Annotated in this window: 19 protein-coding genes; 10 read left to right on the top strand and 9 right to left on the bottom strand. The window is 67.3% G+C overall.

What is annotated here, in order from left to right:
- The first annotated feature begins 549 nt into the window (after positions 1-549).
- Positions 550-1053 (top strand): DUF2243 domain-containing protein, encoded by a 504-nt coding sequence (locus tag D6B71_RS15295; protein ID WP_206051793.1) that lies wholly within the window; start codon positions 550-552, stop codon positions 1051-1053.
- A 42-nt stretch (positions 1054-1095) separates the two neighbouring features.
- Here the strand turns inward: D6B71_RS15295 and D6B71_RS15300 are convergent, their stop codons facing one another.
- Together D6B71_RS15300 and D6B71_RS15305 are read right to left on the bottom strand one after the other, a co-directional pair.
- Positions 1096-2298 (bottom strand): cytochrome P450, encoded by a 1203-nt coding sequence (locus D6B71_RS15300; RefSeq protein WP_240641440.1) that lies wholly within the window; start codon positions 2296-2298, stop codon positions 1096-1098.
- 274 nt (positions 2299-2572) lie between these two features.
- On the bottom strand, positions 2573-3034 hold the full coding sequence (locus D6B71_RS15305; RefSeq protein ID WP_121256560.1) for a hypothetical protein: 462 nt from the start codon (positions 3032-3034) through the stop codon (positions 2573-2575).
- A gap of 209 nt (positions 3035-3243) precedes the next feature.
- On the opposite strand from D6B71_RS15305, the gene D6B71_RS15310 reads away from it, so the two are divergent.
- Both D6B71_RS15310 and D6B71_RS15315 read left to right on the top strand, forming a co-directional pair.
- Positions 3244-3897 carry a TetR/AcrR family transcriptional regulator gene (locus D6B71_RS15310; protein ID WP_121256562.1) on the top strand — a complete coding sequence of 218 codons (654 nt, stop codon included), beginning with the start codon at positions 3244-3246 and terminating at the stop codon, positions 3895-3897.
- A 34-nt stretch (positions 3898-3931) separates the two neighbouring features.
- On the top strand, positions 3932-6298 hold the full coding sequence (locus D6B71_RS15315; RefSeq protein WP_121256564.1) for an MMPL family transporter: 2367 nt from the start codon (positions 3932-3934) through the stop codon (positions 6296-6298).
- A 1082-nt stretch (positions 6299-7380) separates the two neighbouring features.
- Here the strand turns inward: D6B71_RS15315 and D6B71_RS15320 are convergent.
- From D6B71_RS15320 to D6B71_RS15350, 6 genes are all read right to left on the bottom strand, one after another.
- Complete coding sequence (locus D6B71_RS15320) at positions 7381-7929, bottom strand: TetR/AcrR family transcriptional regulator (protein ID WP_240641441.1); 549 nt, start codon at positions 7927-7929, stop codon at positions 7381-7383.
- A 173-nt stretch (positions 7930-8102) separates the two neighbouring features.
- Positions 8103-8594 (bottom strand): PaaI family thioesterase, encoded by a 492-nt coding sequence (locus D6B71_RS15325; protein ID WP_121256614.1) that lies wholly within the window; start codon positions 8592-8594, stop codon positions 8103-8105.
- 1 nt (position 8595) lies between these two features.
- Positions 8596-9207 (bottom strand): TetR/AcrR family transcriptional regulator, encoded by a 612-nt coding sequence (locus D6B71_RS15330; RefSeq protein WP_121256568.1) that lies wholly within the window; start codon positions 9205-9207, stop codon positions 8596-8598.
- Positions 9208-9824: 617 nt separating this feature from the next.
- Positions 9825-10037 carry a winged helix-turn-helix domain-containing protein gene (locus D6B71_RS15335; RefSeq protein WP_240641442.1) on the bottom strand — a complete coding sequence of 71 codons (213 nt, stop codon included), beginning with the start codon at positions 10035-10037 and terminating at the stop codon, positions 9825-9827.
- Positions 10038-10076: 39 nt separating this feature from the next.
- A complete protein-coding gene (locus D6B71_RS15340) occupies positions 10077-11471 on the bottom strand; it encodes an IS256 family transposase (RefSeq protein ID WP_121256572.1) in 1395 nt (464 codons plus the stop codon).
- Between the two features lie 392 nt (positions 11472-11863).
- Positions 11864-12283, bottom strand: a complete 420-nt coding sequence (locus D6B71_RS15350; RefSeq protein WP_206051794.1) for a carboxymuconolactone decarboxylase family protein — start codon at positions 12281-12283, stop codon at positions 11864-11866.
- 158 nt (positions 12284-12441) lie between these two features.
- Between D6B71_RS15350 and D6B71_RS15355 the strand changes: the two genes are divergently transcribed.
- The 4 genes from D6B71_RS15355 (at position 12442) to D6B71_RS15370 (ending at position 17307) form a co-directional block, all read left to right on the top strand.
- Positions 12442-13386: a DmsC/YnfH family molybdoenzyme membrane anchor subunit gene (locus D6B71_RS15355; protein ID WP_121256576.1), complete on the top strand. Its 945-nt coding sequence runs from the start codon at positions 12442-12444 to the stop codon at positions 13384-13386.
- Positions 13387-13428: 42 nt separating this feature from the next.
- Positions 13429-15936: a molybdopterin-containing oxidoreductase family protein gene (locus tag D6B71_RS15360; RefSeq protein WP_121256578.1), complete on the top strand. Its 2508-nt coding sequence runs from the start codon at positions 13429-13431 to the stop codon at positions 15934-15936.
- Positions 15937-15938: 2 nt separating this feature from the next.
- Positions 15939-16667, top strand: a complete 729-nt coding sequence (dsrO, locus tag D6B71_RS15365; protein WP_121256580.1) for a sulfate reduction electron transfer complex DsrMKJOP subunit DsrO — start codon at positions 15939-15941, stop codon at positions 16665-16667.
- 142 nt (positions 16668-16809) lie between these two features.
- Positions 16810-17307 (top strand): CBS domain-containing protein, encoded by a 498-nt coding sequence (locus D6B71_RS15370; protein WP_121256582.1) that lies wholly within the window; start codon positions 16810-16812, stop codon positions 17305-17307.
- A 43-nt stretch (positions 17308-17350) separates the two neighbouring features.
- On the opposite strand, the gene D6B71_RS15375 is transcribed toward D6B71_RS15370, so the two are convergent.
- Entirely contained in the window at positions 17351-17620 is a 270-nt protein-coding gene (locus tag D6B71_RS15375; protein WP_121256584.1) for an SDR family oxidoreductase, read from the bottom strand.
- Between the two features lie 53 nt (positions 17621-17673).
- Here D6B71_RS15375 and D6B71_RS23170 point away from each other — a divergent pair, with 53 nt between their 5' ends.
- The 3 genes from D6B71_RS23170 to D6B71_RS15390 all read left to right on the top strand — a co-directional run bounded on the left by D6B71_RS23170 (position 17674) and on the right by D6B71_RS15390 (position 18683).
- Positions 17674-17892, top strand: a complete 219-nt coding sequence (locus tag D6B71_RS23170; RefSeq protein WP_206051795.1) for a hypothetical protein — start codon at positions 17674-17676, stop codon at positions 17890-17892.
- A 148-nt stretch (positions 17893-18040) separates the two neighbouring features.
- Positions 18041-18400 carry an SDR family NAD(P)-dependent oxidoreductase gene (locus tag D6B71_RS15385; RefSeq protein WP_240641445.1) on the top strand — a complete coding sequence of 120 codons (360 nt, stop codon included), beginning with the start codon at positions 18041-18043 and terminating at the stop codon, positions 18398-18400.
- Positions 18363-18683 (top strand): transposase, encoded by a 321-nt coding sequence (locus tag D6B71_RS15390; protein ID WP_164519694.1) that lies wholly within the window; start codon positions 18363-18365, stop codon positions 18681-18683. The genes D6B71_RS15385 and D6B71_RS15390 overlap by 38 nt, the downstream gene beginning before the upstream one ends.
- The last annotated feature ends 103 nt before the right edge of the window (positions 18684-18786 follow it).

The raw sequence follows: 18786 nt of genomic DNA on the forward strand, positions 1-18786 counted from the left end.
CCAAAGGAAGGTCGACCCGCTTGGGCGATCACCGAGTGCGAAGAGATATTGCGGGCCTCAGGCGCCGCGGTTCACCCAGGGCAGGGGACCACCAGGTCAGGGCTGGTCCCAAGGCATCGACTCCTGTCCGACGTCGACGCCCTGGCTGATGATGTGCGCGGTGGCGTTGCGGGCGGCGTTCAGGTGCTTGTGGAGGTCGACCGCGAGTCCGCGGGCCTCCTCCAGGTGAGACGCGCGACGCCGATCGCCATGGCTGGGTCGGATTCGTCGTCATCGCGTCCATGCTGAGGACCTGGTCGGTCAAGGCCTGCTCGGGCATGCTGGTCAACTGTGAGACCGCCTGGGGTGGGCGCCGCGGCGAGGTCGGCAAACTCCGCGAGCTGGCGAGGCGTGGAACGGAGGCTCCGGAAGGGAGATTCTCGCTGCGAGTTCTTGGCTGTCGACCGCTCTGAGTCCGCTCCCTCCACGGAGGGTCGCCGGCATGATCAGGTGCCCGTCGGGTACATGTTAGACGTGGATACGGATACAGAAGGGCGACGGCGTCCGCGGATGCCTTCGAAGGTCTCGGGTCTGCTCTACGGTCTAGGATTCGGCGGCTTCATAGACGGCATCGTTCTGCACCAGATACTTCAGTGGCATCACATGGTCAGCCACGTGGAGGAATATCCGGCGGACACCGTGGCGGGCCTGGAAGTGAACACCTTGGCTGACGGCTTCTTCCATATGGCGACGTGGGTCTTGGTCCTGGCTGGATCGATCGCGGCGATCAAGGCTTGGCGTGAAGGCCGTTTCGCTCCGAGTTGGTCCTTCCACTTCGGCCTCGTTCTGGCGGGGTGGGGGATGTTCAACCTGGTTGAGGGAATCGTGGATCATCACCTCCTCGGTGTGCACCACGTGCGCGACGACGTCGGTTCCCCGCTGTCGTGGGACCTCGGGTTCCTGGCGTTCGGTGCGCTACTGCTCGTCGGCGGGTGGCTGCTGCACAAACGAGGTATAGCGGCGATGGAGCGTCGAGCACGAGGAGGTGAAGAGCGGGCGTCGGTGGGCCGCTGACGGGCGGGCTGCCGCCCGCACCTGATCTGGCGCGGACCTGAGCTATCCCAAGGGCAGGGACACATAGCCGCGGATGGGGCCGGAGCGGAGTCGAACGGCCGAGTCCAGGTCGACATCCCAGTCCGGCTGGCGGGCCAGGAGCGTCTGCAGGGCGATGCGCGCTTCGAGACGTGCCAGCGCCGCGCCGAGGCAGAAGTGGATCCCGCGTCCGAACGCGACCTGCCGTTCTGGTGCGCGATGCAGGTCGAACTGATCCGCCTTGGCGAAGACTTGGTCGTCGCGGTTGGCGGATCCGAACAGAAGCAGCACGGTCTGGCCAGTCGCCATGTCTTGTCCGTGCAGGTCGACCGGGCGGGTCAGGGTGCGCGAGAGGCCCTGGACGGGGGAGTCGTAGCGCAGCAGCTCTTCGACGGCGCCGGGGACGAGGTCTGGGCGGTCCGCCAGCTGCCGGCGGCTATCGGCATGCTGAGCGAGCACGACCGCGCTGTTGGAGAGCAGGTTCGTGGTGGTCTCGTGTCCGGCCACGAGCAGCAGCAGGCAGAACCCGAGGAGTTCCTCCTCGGTGAGGCGTTCGCCGTCGGCGTCGGCCTGGACCAGCGCGCTCATGAGGTCGTCCTGCGGGCGCGCGCGTCGTTCCGCGAGAAACCCTGAGAAGTACTCGTACAGCGATGCGGCGGCGTCGAGTCCGGGGCCGAACTCGCCACGGGTGGGGTTGGACTGGATGAGGGTGGTGGACCAGATGCGGAACCGGTCGCGGTCGGCCCGTGGTACGCCGAGCATGTCGGCGATCACGATGGCGGGGAGGGGGCCGGCGAATCTGGAGACGAAGTCCCATCCGCCCGAATCTGGGGACTCGTTTAGAAGGTCGTCGACGATGGTGTGGATGTGCGGCTCCAGTGCGTTGATCCGCCGGGGGGTGAACGCCTTGCTGACGATCTTGCGCAGCGCGGTGTGCCGCGGCGGGTCCGTCATGATGAGCATGGGCAGGAACAACTGGGTCATGTCCACCCCGGGAGGGGTCGGGAAGATCCCCGACGCCGAGGAGTACGTCGCCGGGTCGGCGAGAGCTGCGCAGACGTCGTTGTAGCGGCTGAGCACCCAGGTGTTCGCCTGCACCGACCAGTAGGCGGGGGCTTCATTGCGGAGCTCTCGATAGATGGGATAGGGGTCGACGATGATGTCGGGATCGAACGGGCTGTAGGTCAGTTGCTGACTGCTCATCGGCACTCTCCAGGTGGTGTTCATCGTGTGCCTTCTGCGGAGGCGCCCGTCCACGCCGCTGCACTCCTGTCGGGGACTGGCGCAACTCGCCTGAGGCTTGCTGCGAAGGTGGTGATTCCCATCAGGCCAAGGACCCCAGAGGCAAACTCTCGTTTGCAACGGCGCGTTTGTACTGCGAGTACAACACACCCAACCGCTCAGGTCGAGACCCCTGTCGGAGTCGAGGGTCGTCCGCGGCTTGGCTCAGAGCGGCCACCGAGCAGGTTGGCGGTCGTCGGCGGCCGCCGACGGTGGGCCGTCACGTTCGCCGCGCGGCTCGTCTCATGATGAGACCGAGAGCTGCTGTGACGGCGATCAGATCCTGGCTCATCAGCGCGGCCGGCATTCCCAGGATCCGCTGGGGGATGCGGTGCTGATCGTAGGGTGAGGTGTCGGGTATGAACAGGGTCAGGTTGAAAGGTGCCCAGCGGGCGATCGGCAGTAGTGCGGCGGCGGTGATGAGTCGTTCAGAGGAGGGGTCGTGCGGCCGGCGGCTATGCAGCAGCCAGAGCGCCACGAGTCCTTCCGTTGTCGCGCTGACGACCTCCGACGTGCCGTGCCAGCGGGCGTGTGGCCCGTACTCGGGGCCGAAGGTATGGCGGCGGTTCCAGTCTGCGAGCCACGGAAGCGTGGCCGAGGCGACAATGGATCCAGCAATCAAACGCAGGCCAAAGCTGGCCACCCCAGCGTGGGCCCCAGGGACCGGCCAGCCCTCGTTCACAACGAGCTCCTTCTGTCGTCGGAATGCCCCCTTGGCTCAGCTCGAGACTCGGCTGGGGCCGCTACTGCGCCGACGCCAGTCGGCAGCCATGCGACTCATGGTGCCCAGAAGCGTCGGCCTCATGCCGCCGACCGTCGGTGCGTTCGTCGCCCGGGACCCACTTCCGTGACTCGCGTTGGCCGGTCGGCTGCCGCGACTAGGAGGGGTGAATGTGCGCGATGGGCAATCTTGCCTGTTCGGCAATCGCCTGGGAGGCTGGTGCCGTGATCGAAGGCCTGAGGGGGAGGAAGCGCGCGGCGACCGCGCAGGCGCTTGCCGAGGCTGCCTTCCACCTGGCGAAGGAACGCGGCCTGGGCGGGTTCGTGATAGACGAGGTCGCGGAGATGGCTGGGTACTCGCGCCGTACGTTCGCGAATCACTATCCCTGCAAGGAGGCGGCGGTGGCAGCAGTCGCCTACGCCGGTATCGAGGCTGCCGCCGACGCACTCGAGGACGTGTCGGAGGGCCGACCGTTGCTGGATGCGGTCGAGGTCGTGCTGCGGCTGCAGCTGACGACGACGGGGCTGTCCCGGATGCGGGAGGTCTTGACGTTGGCGCGGGCGTATCCCTCATTGGAGCCCCACGTGTACCACGTCCAGCACCGGATGCGGTTGGAGGTCGAGGAGCGGATGGTCTCCGTGGCGGCGGGACGCTATCCGGCTTCCTATCTCACTCTGCTCGTCGGCGCCGTCTACGGCATGGTCTCCTCCGCGCTCGAGGGGCTCGTCGACGTCCGCCTTCCTGGCGATCTGCCGAGTCGCGACGCCGTGGAGTTCGACGAGTTCTTGACCGAGGTCTTCATGCATCTCCGTACGGGCTTCTGACCCGCACGCACATCAATCCCGAGGAGCAGCCCCAATGTCCACGTTCTTGTACCGCCTCGGCCGCGGCTGCTACGGCAGGCCCTGGCCATTCATCGTGGGGTGGGTGTTGGTGCTGGCTACAGTGGTGGCTGCGTTGGTGTTCAACGGGGTGAAGGTGACCTCGGAGATGAAGATCGACAACACGGAGGCCCAACAGGTCCTGGACCGCGTCGCCGCGGAGCTACCGCAGGCTTCGGGCGGCCAGGCCAGCGTGGTGTTCACCGTCCCGGACGGTGAACGGTTGGAGACACCGGAGAGGATGACCGCGCTCGCCGAGACCGTGCGGAAGGTCTACGAGTTGGAGCAGGTCGTCAACCCGGCTGACTTGAGCCAGGGCCAGGGTCAGCCGTCGGCCGGACCGGAAGCCGCCCCACCGGGGAACGCGCAGGGTGCTGCTGACTCGCAGCCTCAGCAAGCCGATGGGCCAGACCCGGCACCGCCGCCGTATCGGCCGCTGGTCCTGGATGGGGCGCCGGTGCCGGGTGTGCTGGTCTCGACCCGGGCGCCGGTGGCGCTGTTCCAGTTCCAGTTCACCGTGCCGTCCACGTCCCTGACAAACGAGCAGGTCTCTGCGGTGTTGGAGGTGGTCGAGGATGCCGAGCAGGGAACCGGTCTGCAGGTACTGCCCAGCGACTCGTTGAAGGCGATCGAGATCCCAGTCGGCGCCGCCGAGGTGGTCGGGCTCGCGGTCGCGGCCGTGGTCCTCGTCCTCACACTCGGCTCGCTCATCGCCGCCGGCCTCCCCTTGGTCACCGCCTTGGTCGGCGTCGGGGTGGGCGTGGGGACGGCCTTCGCCTTGTCGACGTCGGTGGAGATGAACACCGCCACCCCGGTCCTGGCGTTGATGATCGGCCTCGCCGTGGGTATCGACTATGCGTTGTTCGTGGTCAACCGGCAGCGGCGACTGATCATCGACCGCGGCCTGGACGCCCGCGAGGCAGCTGGCCGGGCCGTTGGGACCGCGGGCAGCGCCGTGCTGTTCGCCGGTCTCACTGTGCTCGTGGCGCTGGTCGCGCTCACCGTCATCGGCATCTCGATGCTCACCACCATGGCCCTGGTCGCCGCGGCCACGGTCCTGCTCGCCGTCCTCATCGCCCTTAGCCTGTTGCCAGCCCTACTTGGGCTGATCGGAGAGCGGATCGTCTCCGCCAAGACTCGGGCCAAGGGACACAGCCAACGAGGGGATGGCCAGGGCGCCCACTCTGTGGCGGACCGGTGGGTCAAAGCGGTGCTGCGGTTCCGCTGGCCGGTGATCCTCGGTGTGGTCGCGGTCCTGGGCATGGGAGCTGCCCCCGCAGCAAGCATGGACCTGGGATTGCCGACGGGCGCGACCGCGAACACCGACACGGCCGCCCGGCAGAGCTACGAGCTGGTCACCCTGGGGTTCGGAGAGGGGTTCAACGGGCCGTTGCTGGTGACCGTGGAGTCCTCCAAGGGCGCTGCCGTGGACGCCCAGACCCTGGGGGCGGTCACGCAGCGATTACAGCAGCGCGATGAGGTGGTGGCCGCGGTACCTGTGGGAACCAGTCAGGACGGGCAGATGGCGGTGCTCAGCGTCATCCCCACCTCGGGCCCCGATGACGAGGCCACCGCCGACCTCGTCAAGGCCCTTCGTTCACCCAGCTCGGCTGTCGCGCAGGAGTATGACGTCGAGGTGGGTGTCACCGGCTTCACCGCGATTGGCATCGACATGTCCGACCGACTCGCCGAAATCGTCCCGCTCTACCTGGCCATAATCGTCGGCCTGTCGCTGCTGATTCTGCTGGTGGTCTTCCGGTCACTCGTCGTACCGATCCAAGCCACGCTCGGTTTCCTACTCAGTATCCTGGCCACCTTTGGGGTGACCACCGCGGTGTTCTCTTGGGGGTGGCTCGGCTGGCTGGTGGGGATCGACACCGGCGGGCCGTTGTTCAGCTTCATCCCGGTCATCGTTACCGGGATCCTCTACGGGTTGGCGATGGACTACCAGGTCTTTCTGGTCTCCTCGATGCGCGAGTCCCACGTTCATGGCCACCACGGCGAAGCCGGCGTGGTGCACGGCTTCGACCAGGCCAGCCGAGTCGTCGTCGCCGCCGCGGTCATCATGGTCTCAGTGTTCGCCGGTTTCATCTTCAGCCACGACGTCATGATCAAGCAGATCGGGTTCGCGCTCGCGGCCGGCATCCTTATCGACGCCTTCTTGGTGCGCATCACGTTGACTCCGGCGCTGATGGCACTGTTCGGCGACAAGGCTTGGTGGCTACCGCGCTGGCTGGACCGGCTCCTGCCCGACCTCGATGTCGAGGGTGACCGGCTCCTGCGCATGCTCACCGACCATCAGGACAGCGAGGCGACGCCACGTAACGAGTCCATCGGCAAGTAGTGGGCCCGCGCCCCCAGCCAGCACGAGAGTGCACTCAGGGCGCGCGCACGAGGGGCTGGTTAGCACCACCGTCAGCCGTCAGCCGTCAGCGGTACCAGCGGCCAACCTCACCATGTGTGGATGCATGTCCACTCCCCGCCGTCAGGGAGAGCGCTCGCCGACCGCGTTAGGCAGACGCTCGCTGTGGGACGTCATCTCCGCCCGCTCGCACGCTTATCGAGGCGGCCGCGGTCGGCGGTGGCCCCGGGGCACCCTCGGCCGCCTGCCCCGGTGAAGTTCGTTCACCGGGGCAGGGCACTGAAGTCGCAGGAACTCCTCGACCTCGCGCAGGCCGCGCGCGACATCTCTGTCGACCCGGCTCGCTCGTCGTTGCTCTCGCCGCGCAATCCAGTCACGATCCCATTGCTGCCAGGCGCGGTAGCCCCCGCACCCGATCAGCCAGCAACTCCCAAAGGCGACCATTCCGCCATAGATCCACCACACCGTATGCCACACGGCGTCCGAGAGCAGGTCCGCCAATGGCCGCCAGACAGGCCCGAAGTACATGGGTCACCCCCGCCGGACGCGGACGGGTCGAGAGGAGCGCCCGGATCCCCGTAAGCCTACATGCAGGCGCGCATGCATGTAAGCCCCCGACGGGTGAGGCGGCCCCTCGCCTAGGTGGGGCTATCCCAGGGTGCCCGCCGGCGAGTTCCTCCGCGCAGGCAGAGCGCGGCGGGCTGGCTCGGGTGGAACGCTGGGCCAGGCTGGGCCGGGCTGGGCGGCCCGGCCGGGAGGCGCCGGCTCCCTTGCGATTCCCTGAGGGGCCGGGCCTCTTGTCGAGATTCTGGGCGCCTGCGGCCGGCGCGGATAACGATGCCGTGGAGTCGGTCGACTATCCGGGTTGGTGCTTGGGCCGGTGGTGCTCTGGTTGTCGCGACCGGGCGCTCGGGAAGAGACCGGTGTTGCTGCGATCTGCAGCGGACGCCAAACCAAGATGATTGACTCGAGAAGTCGCGAGCGAGGGCAGTCAGGTGACCACCGACGTCGCGGCAGACCTGGCGACGGTTCTTCAAGGCGCCGGAAGGGCACGGGGCTGGGGATCAGTGTGAACGTACGCCGTCGAGGACCAGGGTCGTCACCGCGCTCGCGAGGCGCTCCTGGTCCAGGTCCTGGGCGCTCACGAGGTAGGACAGGGCGCTGATGGTGACCGCACCGAAGACCGCCATCGCGACCGACCCCGGGTCGGGCACCTGACGCAGCGAGCCGTCAACTACGCCGTCTTCGATCAGCGACTGCACTGGCTGGTAGTAAGCCGAATGGATCATTGCTGCGATCTCAGGAATCCGGCCGGCCCGACCGAGCTCGCCCACCAAGGCCCGGCAGACCGCCGGTTGCTCGGCCATCACCCGCAGCTGGGCCCGGATAACCTCGGCTAGCCGGGCCGCTGCGGATCCCTCCGACTCAACCGCGATGGCCACTTCGTCGGCGACGCGATCCAGGGCGTCGCGGAACAAGAACGCGAGGATCTGCTCCTTGCCAGCGAAGTAGTAGTACAGCGTCGCCTTGGGGATGGTGGTGGCAGCCGCGATGTCTTCCATCTTCGTCTGGTCGACACCGTGCTCGGCGAACAGCTCGGCCGCAGCACTCAACTTGACGGCAGTGTGACTGGGAACAGTTCGCATCGAAGCCCTCCAGAGTGATTGGACTGAGAGACTAGATCGGCTGCGGCAACCTCCGGTTGCGACGGTGCACGGTGAGCCCTGGGAGGCGGGCGAGGCGCAGGTTCTGTTGGCGCGATTGTGCCTCGCATCGGAGCTGGGGCTTAGTCACTAGGCTGCGTCGTGGTGCCCTGAGCAAAATGCTCCGCGCCGACTTTGACGAAGACAGCCGTCGAAGAGACGACAGCGCTACCGCCCGGCCCGATCCCGCTGGCGGTGAGGAACAGCTTGCGTCCGTCTCGGCGGGCCACGTCGGCTCTCAGGTGGTACGTCGTTCCGATGAGTACCGGCGCCAGGTATTCGATCGTCAGCTGGCGGGTGACCGCCGGCCCGCCCTCGAGGAACAGCAAGCAGCCGTAAAGGTCGTCGACAACGGTAGCGACCGCGCCGCCATGGACAATGCCGGGCGCACCTACGTGGCGGGCGTCGAACTCATGCCATGCCTCGACGCCGTCGCCCTCTCGAACGGCCCGGAGATGATGCCCGTGGGGGTTGTGCGGCCCGCACCCCAGGCAGTGGTCGTGGTGGACCGGCAGTTCGGCGCCGTCGGGGTAGCCAACGAACTTCTCCGACCACATAGCCAGCAGCGTATGCATGTCAGCCACGCGGGGCTCCCTGCAGACGCAGTGCCCAGGCAGTGAGAGCCTCCGCCTGCCGAGGGCCTGGATGGGGAGTCAACAGTCCGCTGACTCCTCTTCCGAGGAGGAGGTCGAGGGTGAGCCGGATCTCTGTGGGGTCCGCGGTGACGTAGGTGCGGCAGATCTTGGCCAACTCGGCGTTGACGCGGTCTTCGGCCGGAACGAGATGGTCCCGCAGGGCCTGATGCGCCCGAGCGGCAACCCACAACTCCAGGCTCGCGGCGTACAGGGGCCCAGAGAGCGCCTCCGCCAGCAACCGTAGAGCCGTCTCGCGCTGCTCTGCGCCCCCTACACCTTGGGCTCCGGTGGAAGGGGGCCCAAGCAGCTCCATCTGCTCTCGGACGCGGCGTAGGCGCTCCTGCGCCAAGTGCTCGACGGCGGAGACGACCAACTGGTCGCGGGTTCCGAAGTGGTGCAACTGTGCACCACGTGAGAGGCCCGCCCGGGCCGCGACCGCGGCACTGGTGGTTCCCGCATATCCGAGTTCCGCGAGGCATGACACGGTGGCATCGAGCAGCGCTCGCCGTGTTGACGCCGAGCGCTCCTCTTGCCTTCTCACGTGGACGGGCATGCTCAGAGACTACATGCGTGCACGAACGCACGTAGCTGCGCGGTACTTGGGCCGGCGGGTAGCGGGTGGATGTGGCACGCCTGTCAGTTCTGCAAGGTCGATGGCCGATGCGGCTGTCGGGCGGTGTCTTGGCGGGCGCCGCGTGTCCGGGCGTCCACCTCCACAGCGGCCCCGACTGTGCGCAGAGTGTGCTTCCGCCCCTCGGCGAAAACCTCCGCGTGGTCTGCCCATGGAGGGCCTCAGATGTCACACTCGCTGGGTGGTCACAAGGAATCAGGCGGTGTGGGTGGCCCCCGAGGGGGACGGCGATTGGCTCGAAGCCACAGTCCTAGAACTGGGCACAACGGTTGCACTCGTGCGACTTGCCGACGCCTTACATAGTGAGTGGGTGCCGCTCACCCGTGTCGTCGACAGCCCACCCGGCCCATGAGTGGTCCAACGAGCTGGCCGCATTGCGGGGAGGCGGGGCACGCTCAACTCGACCGCCGAAAGGTGCTCGGTGTTGCCCAGACCCGTGCCAGGGCGCCCCTGCATCGCCGACTCCCCAGGCCCGGCTTTGCAGGCCAAACTCGGTTGAGGTGAGCTGCGCGATGCAGACGCGGTCAGCAGGATAGAGGTCAGCTCGGCGGATGGGGCTCGAAGCGGAGGCCCCTGCTGCGGATCGTCGTGATCAGGTGCGGGTGACGAGGATCGTCACCCAGCTTGCGGCGCAGCCAGCCCAGGTGGACATCGATGGTCTTGGAGGAGGTCCAAAACGTGGTGCCCCAGACATCGCGCATGAGCTCCTCGCGGGTGACGATGTCCCCGGCGCGAGAGATGGAGCTTGTCAAGATTTCTGTGTAAGCGATCGGTCTCGTTGGTTGTGGGTCTTAGAGGTAGGGGTTGATGCGGTCGGGGTAGGCGATCGCGAGTTGGGCCAGGGCCTGCTTCCAGTTCGTCACGACCTGGCCCTCTACGAGGCGGCCCTTGGCCTTGCGGTCGGCGGCGGGCTTGCCGCGGTCCTTGGCGCGTTCGCGGGCCCGCTTGTCTTCGATGTTGCAGATCGCCAGCCACAGCAGTTTCACGACGGCCTCGTCGTTGGGGAAGTGTCCGCGGTTCTTGGTGACCTTGCGCAGCTGGTAGTTCAGCGACTCGATGCTGTTGGTCGTGTAGATCACCCGCCTCAGCTCGGGCGGGAACGCCAGGAACGGGATGAACCGCTCCCAGGCTGCGTCCCAGGTCGCCACGGCGTGGGGGTACTTCTTGCCCCAGACCGAGTCCTGGAACGCCGCGAACGAGTCTCGGGCGGTCTTGTCGTTGGTGGCGGTGTAGATCGGCCTCAACGCCTTCGCCACCGCCTTGCGGTCGCTGTAGGAAACGAACCGCATCGAGGCACGGATCAGGTGCACCACGCAGGTCTGCACGGTCGCCTGAGCCCAGGTCGCCTCGATCGCCTCGGGCAGGCCGGTGAGGCCGTCGCAGCACACGATGAGCACGTCCCTCACGCCGCGGTTGGCGAGCTCGGCGCACACCCCGGCCCAGAACTTCGCCCCTTCAGCGGTCTGGATCCAGATGCCCAGGACGTGCTTGACGCCGTCCATGTCGACACCGACCGCGATGTGAGCGGATTTGTTGATCACGTGCGCGCCGTCGCGGACCTTGACCACGATCGCGTCGAGGTAGACCACGGGGTAGAACGCCTCGAGCGGCCGGGCTTGCCACTCCAAGATCTCCTCGGCGATCGCGTCGGTGATGTTCGAGATCGTCTCGTGCGACAGCTCGGTCCCGATCGTGGAGGACAGGTGGTGGGCGATGTCGCGCACCGTCATCCCGCCGGCGTAGAGGCTGATGATCATGTCGTCGAGCCCGGAGAGCCGTCGGCTGCCCTTGGGGACCAGCACCGGGGTGAACGTGCCGTCGCGGTCACGCGGGATCGCCAGATCCACCTCACCGGTCTGGGTCGCGACTGTCTTCGGCGTCGTGCCGTTGCGTGAGTTCGCTACCGCCGACGCCTCCGGTGCGCCCTTCTCATAGCCCAGGTGGCTGGTGAGCTCGGCCTGCAAACCGCGTTCGAGGGTGGCCTTGATCAGCCCGGGGATGAACCCACCATCGCCAGTCAGCTCGATCTCGCCGGAATCGATCTTCGCGAACAGCTCATCGAAAGCACCCGACGCGGCGAGCTCAGCCGCAGCCCTCGCACCCGGCCGGTCCGCCCGTTCAGCCCGTGCCGCCGCAGCAGCCTTCTTGTAGTCCGGTCGCCCGGTCCCTTCGGTCACAGCACTCATCATCAATCCTTCGCTGGGACCGACCGCTTACACAGACCATCTGACACCCCCGAGAGATGAGCGCGTGAAGAAGGTCGAACTCCTTGCGGGAGAGTTCTACCTCCTCGCGACCGCGCCACACGCGTCGGCTCTCGGGGTCCAGCCGGAGGTCCTGCACCTCGATCACGACTCCATGGTAGGGCAGCCGTCGACCCGTCTGGTCGGAGAAAGCGAGAACCGCTGGTGGCAACACGCTGCCACCAGTCCCGTGCCCCCAGGTGTGTCGCCGCTCTTTGGCTTCTAGCGGCCAGCGGCCCGTCTGACCCTCGACAGCATGCGGCTGGCTCGATTCCCGAAGGACCGTGGGGAGTCATCGGAAGCCTGCCCTCCGGCAGACGTCCCTACGCGGCCGGTCAGCCGCCAGATGTCGGGGCGGAGTCGACGTCGTCGATCCACCCCAGCCCGGCGACCGCGGTGGGGAACCCACAGGTCGTCACCGCCAGCATCGCCACCGCCCGCAACTCATCCGCGCTGGCGCCCAGTGCGAGGGCCTTGCGGGTGTTCGACCTGACGGCCCCCTCCGACTGGGCTCCCACAGCAAGGGCGAGCTTCAGTAGTCGGACAGTTCGATCGTCGAAAGGTGTCGCACTTGCCATCTCTTGCGCCAGCGTGTCCTGGGCGCTCGCCACACCCGGGTAGCGCTCTCTGAACTCCTGATAGATGCCGGGCAAGTACTCCGCATGGTCCACCAAGACGCTCGCCTCTCCTCGTTGCCACTTGTTGCGTTCTTCCTGTGCAGCCGACAGAGCCACCAGGGGGGCGTCGCCCCTCACGCGCATCCGTTCCGCAACGCAGACTACTCGGGGCCGGTGTCGAAGGGCGGGCACTTCGGAGGGCGACTCGGGACCAAGGTCCATATCGCCGGCGCCCTCCTGCGCGGACTGTGGGATGGAGTGCCGGCGAGGCCGGCCACGGCGGACCGGAGGCGGGTATGGCAAAACCGACGTTGATCGAACGGGAGCGGACCTACGACCGGTTCGCACCACACCTTGTCCCACAGCCACACTGGCGGGGACCGCATGCGCTGTGGTTCTGGGCCATGGGGCTGGGGGCGGGCACCTTCATGGTGCGTCACGCGTTCTCGCTCACCGACACCGGAACCGTGCTGGGACTGTCCCTGCTCGACGTCGTGGGCCTGGTCCTGGTTGGGATCGGCGGACTGATCTTGATCCTGGACCTGGGCAGGCCGGAACGGGTGCTAAAGGCGTTGAAACGCCCTGACCGGTCGTGGATCGCGCGGGGGGCGCTCGCTGACTTCGTCTTCCTGATCATCGGCGCGCTCTATCTGCTCCCCGGCTGGTTCGGGGCGTTGCCCTGGACGGACGAACCATTCCTGGAAGCAAACCTGACGGCTCAGGTGATGATCGCCATCTCCTTCGCCGCAGCGGCCGTGATCATAGCCTATCCCGGCATGGTGCTCTATGAGTCGATCTCGATCCGCCTGTGGCACTCGGCGCTGGTGCCGGCGCAGTTCATCGCTCATGCGCTGACCTCTTCACTGGGGTTGACGCTGTTCGTCCTCGCCGTCAACGGACGGCTGGAGGACGTGCGGACCGAGCTCGGTGTCGGCTTCCTTGTCGGCCTGGTGGCCACGCTGGGGATCACCCACATGTACGTCCTCGATCGTGCGCACGAGCACACTCCTGCGGCTCGGGCCGGACTGCACCGCTTGCTGCGGGGTGGGATGGCCGCCCACTTCTGGACCAGCGTGCTGATTGGGTTCGGCGTGCCTGTCGTCCTCACCCTCATCGCTTTCGCCGCTACGGCAGCAGGTCCTGCCCTGCTTGCCATCGGTGGCGCCCTCAGCGTGGCCGGCAGCCTGCAGTTCCGCTATGCCCAGCTGTGCGCTGGCGTCAAGGTCAGCCCTCTCGGCTGAACCGGCATCCCTCGATCCCCCCACAACATCGGAGTTGTTCCCATGGCACTGACAGCACCTCTGCCGCTGTTGCCCGCAGAAGGCGAGCAGGTCTTCGCCTCCGCGTGCACCCCCAACTGCTGGATGAACTGCCGCCTCTACGCGCACGTGCGAGACGGCAAGCTCGTCGAGACCACCGCGGCACCGTTCCCCGACTCCCGCTACAACCGTATTTGCCTGCGCGGGCTGAGCCACCCGCAGCGGGTATACGGCACCGACCGCATCACGACGCCGCTGCGCCGGGCCGGGAAGCGTGGGGAGAACCTGTGGGAGGAGATCTCTTGGGAGGAGGCGCTCGACGAGATCGCGGCCAAGCTCACCGGCGTGCGCGAGCGCTATGGTGACAAGGCGGTCTGCTTCGCGCCGCTGTCCGGGAGTTATGCACTCATCAACGGGGCGCTTGCCGGTGCGGCGCACCGCATGGCCAACGTGCTGGGGGCGACCCTCGCGGCCGACTCGATCGACCTCGGCCTAGCCACCGGCGAGACTCAGGTGGCGGCCAACCTGGCCAGCGGCATGGCCGCCTGGATGCTAGCCCATCAGCCCGAGGACATCGCCAATGCCCGGACCATCATCGCGTGGGGCACCAACGTCACCGAGTCCCAGGTGCACAACTGGCACTTCTTCGCCGACGCCCTCGACAACGGTGCCAAGCTCATCGTGATCGATCCACGGTTCTCCGAGGCAGCCAGCAAGGCCCACATCTGGGTGCGGCCTCGACCGGGGTCGGACAGCGCCCTGGCCATGTCGATGGTCAACACCGTCATCGAGGAACGGCTCTACGATGAGACCTACCTGCGCGCGCACACGGTGGCGACCTACCTGGTGCGTGAGGACAACGGGCTGTTCCTGCGGGCCAGCGACTTGGACCCGACCGCGGAACCCGTTGTGCTCGCCCTTGACCCGAGCACCGGTGTGCCCGTCCCGGCCGACCCCAACACGGCGACGACGGCGATCTTCGGCACCTACCAGGTACAGACGCCCCAGGGGGCGGTCACGGTTCGGCCCGCCTTCCAGCTCCTTGCCGACGCCGCAGCCGAGCACAGCCCGGAGGCGATGTGGGACGTCACCGACGTCGAGCCCGCGCTTGTGCGTGAGGTCGCCCGCCGCTACGCCACCGCCGGGCCGTCGTTCATCTACTCCGGCATGGGTATCGACCGCTGGGACAACGCCGACCTAGTCGGCCGCGGCATCGCCACGCTGGGTGTCATCAGCGGGCAGATCGGCAAGCCGGGGGCCACACCGTTCGGCTCGCTGATGGGCGGAACCGCGATTAGCATCATCTTCACCCCCGGGGTGCTCGATGAGTGGACCATGCCGACCGGCAACCACACGGCCAAGCTCAACTACCTGTTGCTCTACGACGCCGTCGCCAAGGGGGTAACCCAGCAGTGGGTCCCCGCCGACCCCAGCAACCCCTTCGCCGGGCCACGGTCGAGCACACCTGAACCGGTGGACTGGCCCGTCAAGGCGCTCATTTTCAACTGCTCGAACTTCGTGAGCAACTTCCCCAACCAGAACCGCATCCGAAACGAGATGCTCTCGGAGGAGAACGTCGAGCTGGTCGTCAGCATGGAGATGGTCATGAACGACACGGCGCGGATGGCCGACATCGTGCTGCCGGTGACGAGCTGGTTCGAGAACGACGACCTCTGCGCAGGCATGCACCCCTTCCTCATGCGTCAGCAGAAGGCCATCGCCAACGTCGGACAGGCCCGCTCGGACTACGAGATCTTCGGCGCGCTGGCCCAGCGGCTCGGCGTCGGTCAATACTTCTCCGAGAGCCCGACGGTGTGGATCGACCGGATCGTCGACAACATTGCCACGGCTCTGCAGCGGCCCGAGGTCGCCGAAGAGTTCCGCCGCGACGGCGTCGCCCGGCTCTTTGACTCTGGCTACATCCCGTTGAGCGACGGCGGGTTCATGACTCCCTCGGGGAAGGCGGAGTTCTACGCCGAGGGAGTCATCGTCAACTACCCCGAGTCCATGCCCTCATTGCGGATCCCGGTGACCCACGGCGTCGACCCGCTGCCGCACTTCGAGCCGCCTTTCGAAGCGTGGCGGGACAACCCGAAGTTCGCCAAGTACCCGTTGGTGCTCAATCAGCGACACTCTCGGTTCCGGGTACACAGCACCTACTACGAGGTGCCCGTCCTGCGCGAGATGGACCCCGAGCCGTTGGTCGAGCTCAACGATCGCGAGATGGCCGCCCGGGGCCTGGTCGACGGCGACGTGGTCAAGGTGTTCAACGACCGGGGCGAGGCTTACCTCAAGGTGCGCACCAACAACGCGTTCCCCGACTCCACGTGCAACATCAACAAGGGCTGGCAACGTCACCAATTCCTCGCCGGCGGTTACCAGGAGCTGACCCACGAACAGGCCAACGTCCGCCACTACAGCTGCTCGTTCTTCGATGTCCTGGTCGAGGCGGTCAAGGCCGACGCGGCCGCCATCCCGGTCATGCCAGAAGCCCAGCGGCGCGGCGCCCCGACCCTCGTGAAGGAGAAGTGACGATGTCCAAGGCGAAGACCCAGAATGGGGCACGGCCCCGCCGGTGGGGCATGGTGATCGACCTCAACCGCTGCATCGGATGCCAGACGTGTTCGGTGGCCTGCAAGATAAAGAACAACCTCCCCGAAGGGACCTGGTGGAACCGGGTGCTCACGGTCGAGGGAGACGAGATCGACCAGGTCGGAGGCACCGTCGAGCACCCCACCCTGTCGTTCCTGCCCATGGCATGTCAGCACTGTGAGGACCCGGCGTGCCTGCCGGTGTGTCCTACCGGCGCTACCTACAAGCGCGAAGACGGCATTGTCGCGATCCACACTGAGGACTGCATCGGTTGCCGCTCGTGCATCCAAGCCTGTCCCTACGGGGTTCGTGTCTTCAACGAGAAGCCGGCCAAACGCCCCACCGACCATGCGCTCGGCTCCTCGGCGGTCACCTCGGGAGTGCGCGGCACAGTCGAGAAGTGTGACTTCTGCATGGACCGCATCGACGCCGGCGCCCTTCCGATGTGCATCGAGACGTGCCCTGCGCGGGCACGCTTCGTCGGTGATCTCAACGACCCCGACTCGGAGGTCTCCCGGCTCATCCGCGAGCAGGGCGCCCAACAGCTGCAGCCGGAGATGGGCACCAACCCCAGCGTCTACTACATCCCCGTCCAGCGGCGCAACGTGCACCGGACAGGGCTCGACTCGATCGCCGTCGAGCCCAGCACGGTGGCTGTGGGGCCCTCCTAGTGCCGCACCGCCGGGGGGGCAGCTACGGAGTTCTCAGGCGTAAGTCACCTGCCTGTCTGGGGTCGGCGGCAGGTTCGATACGGCAAGGGCCGGGCGTCCACGCCGTCAGGACCGTTCCCGCCCCTCATCGCTCCGTCCTCCCGTGAAGGGGGACACCGTTCGGCCGATCCAGGCGGGACACGACGACGCCGCCGACCGGAGGACGGTCGCCGAGGCGCTCGTCCGCCGGCCATGGACAATGCCCGCGGAGGTGACAGTCGGCGGGGCGCGGGCCGCTTTCGCCGACGAGCATGTTCACATGCTCCTCCTCACCCGAGGGCCCAGTCTGCTGGGCACGCTGGTGCGCGAGGACCTCGAGGCGGACGTTGACGACGGCGCGCTGGCGCTGCCGCTTGCGACCCTGACCAACCGCACCGTCGCCCCAGACGTCCCGCTTGAGGACGTGCGCCGGTGGCTGGTAGCCAGAGGCGAGCGGCGGCTCGCTGTCGTAGAGGAGGACCGGACGCTGCTGGGCTTGTTGTGCCTCAAGCGTCGGCAGACCGGCTTCTGTTCCGACGGGGACGTGGCCGCCAGGGCCGCTGAACGGCATGCGACCGGCACTCTGTCGCGTGCCGCGCTCCCTCAGGACGCCCTCGCCTGAACGTGCTCATCGCCGGCGAACAGCCGGCGGGTGGTTGGTCCACTCACCAGGTCGCGGAGAGGCCGCCGTCGACCACGAGGGTCTGTCCGGTCATGAACGCCGACCCGGGACCCGACAGGAAGACGGCGGCGGCCGTCATATCGGCCGGGACCCCCCAACGTCGGACAGGGGTACGCCGCACGACGCGCTGCTGGAACCGCTCGTCGGAGTGCAGGTCGCTGACCAGGTCGGTTTCCACCCAACCCGGGCACAAGGTGTTGACGGTGACCCCGCTGCGACCGAGCTCAGCCGCCAGTGAGCTCGAACGCGGGATTCGATCTCATTCTCGGCGCCCCGGGTGCGTGGTCGAGCCCGCGGCTGCCGGACGTGCCCACACTCGCCGCGCAGTACGAAGCCGCAGGCGGCGTCACCATCGCCCACTGGGACTTCCACATGGCGCTGGCGTACTACAAGATCGCCGTCGTCTCCGCGGGCATCGACCACCGGTTGCGTGCCGCGGGCGACCCTGGCCAGGCTCACGACTCGCCGGGGGACGCGGTGGAACGGTACCTGGAGCTTGCCCGCCGAGCACTCGGGCGCCCGTGAGCATCGACATACCGGCGCGCGACCTGACGCTGTTCGCGCCAGCCAGGCTCAGCGTTGCGCGGTCTGAGCCGTCGCTTGACGAGCTCCGTCCCCGTCACCTCAACGTTAGAGATGGTTTCACATGAACAAGTCCACCACCATGGAACGGGTGGCGATCGTGACCGGTGCGGACATCGCCCGCCGACTGGCCTCCGACGGACTCGCTGTCGCGGTGGCCGACCGCGACGAGCCGGCGTGTCAGGCCGTGGTCGAGGAGATCGAGGCGGCAGGCGGTCGGGGCCTGGCGGTCCGCGTCGACGTCAGCGACGAGCAGGCCGTCCAGGACGGCGTCGAGCAGATCGTCACGCAGTTGGGGGAGCCGACGGTCCTGGTGAACAACGCCGGGATCATCCGAGACAACCTGCTCTTCCGCATGACCGTGAATCGCCCCGGGTCTGGTGGAGGCTCTCAATCCATGGAGGATGAGAGTCATGGCAGCACCCAGGAAGTACCCCGACGAGCTGCGTGAGCGTGCCACCCGGATGGCCGTGGAGCTCCGGGCGGACCCGGCGACGAAGCAGGGCGCGATCGCGCGGGTGGCCGAGCAGCTCGGCATGCACCCGGAGACGCTGCGCAACTGGGTCCGCCAAGCCGAGGTCGACGGAGGTGTCCGTCCGGGCACCACGACCGCCGAGGCGGAGCGGATCGCCAAGCTCGAGCAGGAGAACCGCGAGCTGCGGCGAGCAAATCACATTTTGCGCACCTCGGCGGCTTTCTTCGCGGCGGAGCTCGACCGCCCCACCAGCAGGTAGTGGCCTACATCGATGCCCATCGCCACGACGTGGTCGATGGGCGGGAGGTCGGGGTCGAGCCGATCTGCGCGGTGCTGAAGCGCGCCGGCGTGCAGATCGCCCC

Origin of the sequence: Nocardioides ferulae, assembly GCF_003660455.1 — a bacterium.
GTDB classification, from domain to species: Bacteria; Actinomycetota; Actinomycetes; order Propionibacteriales; family Nocardioidaceae; genus Nocardioides; species Nocardioides ferulae.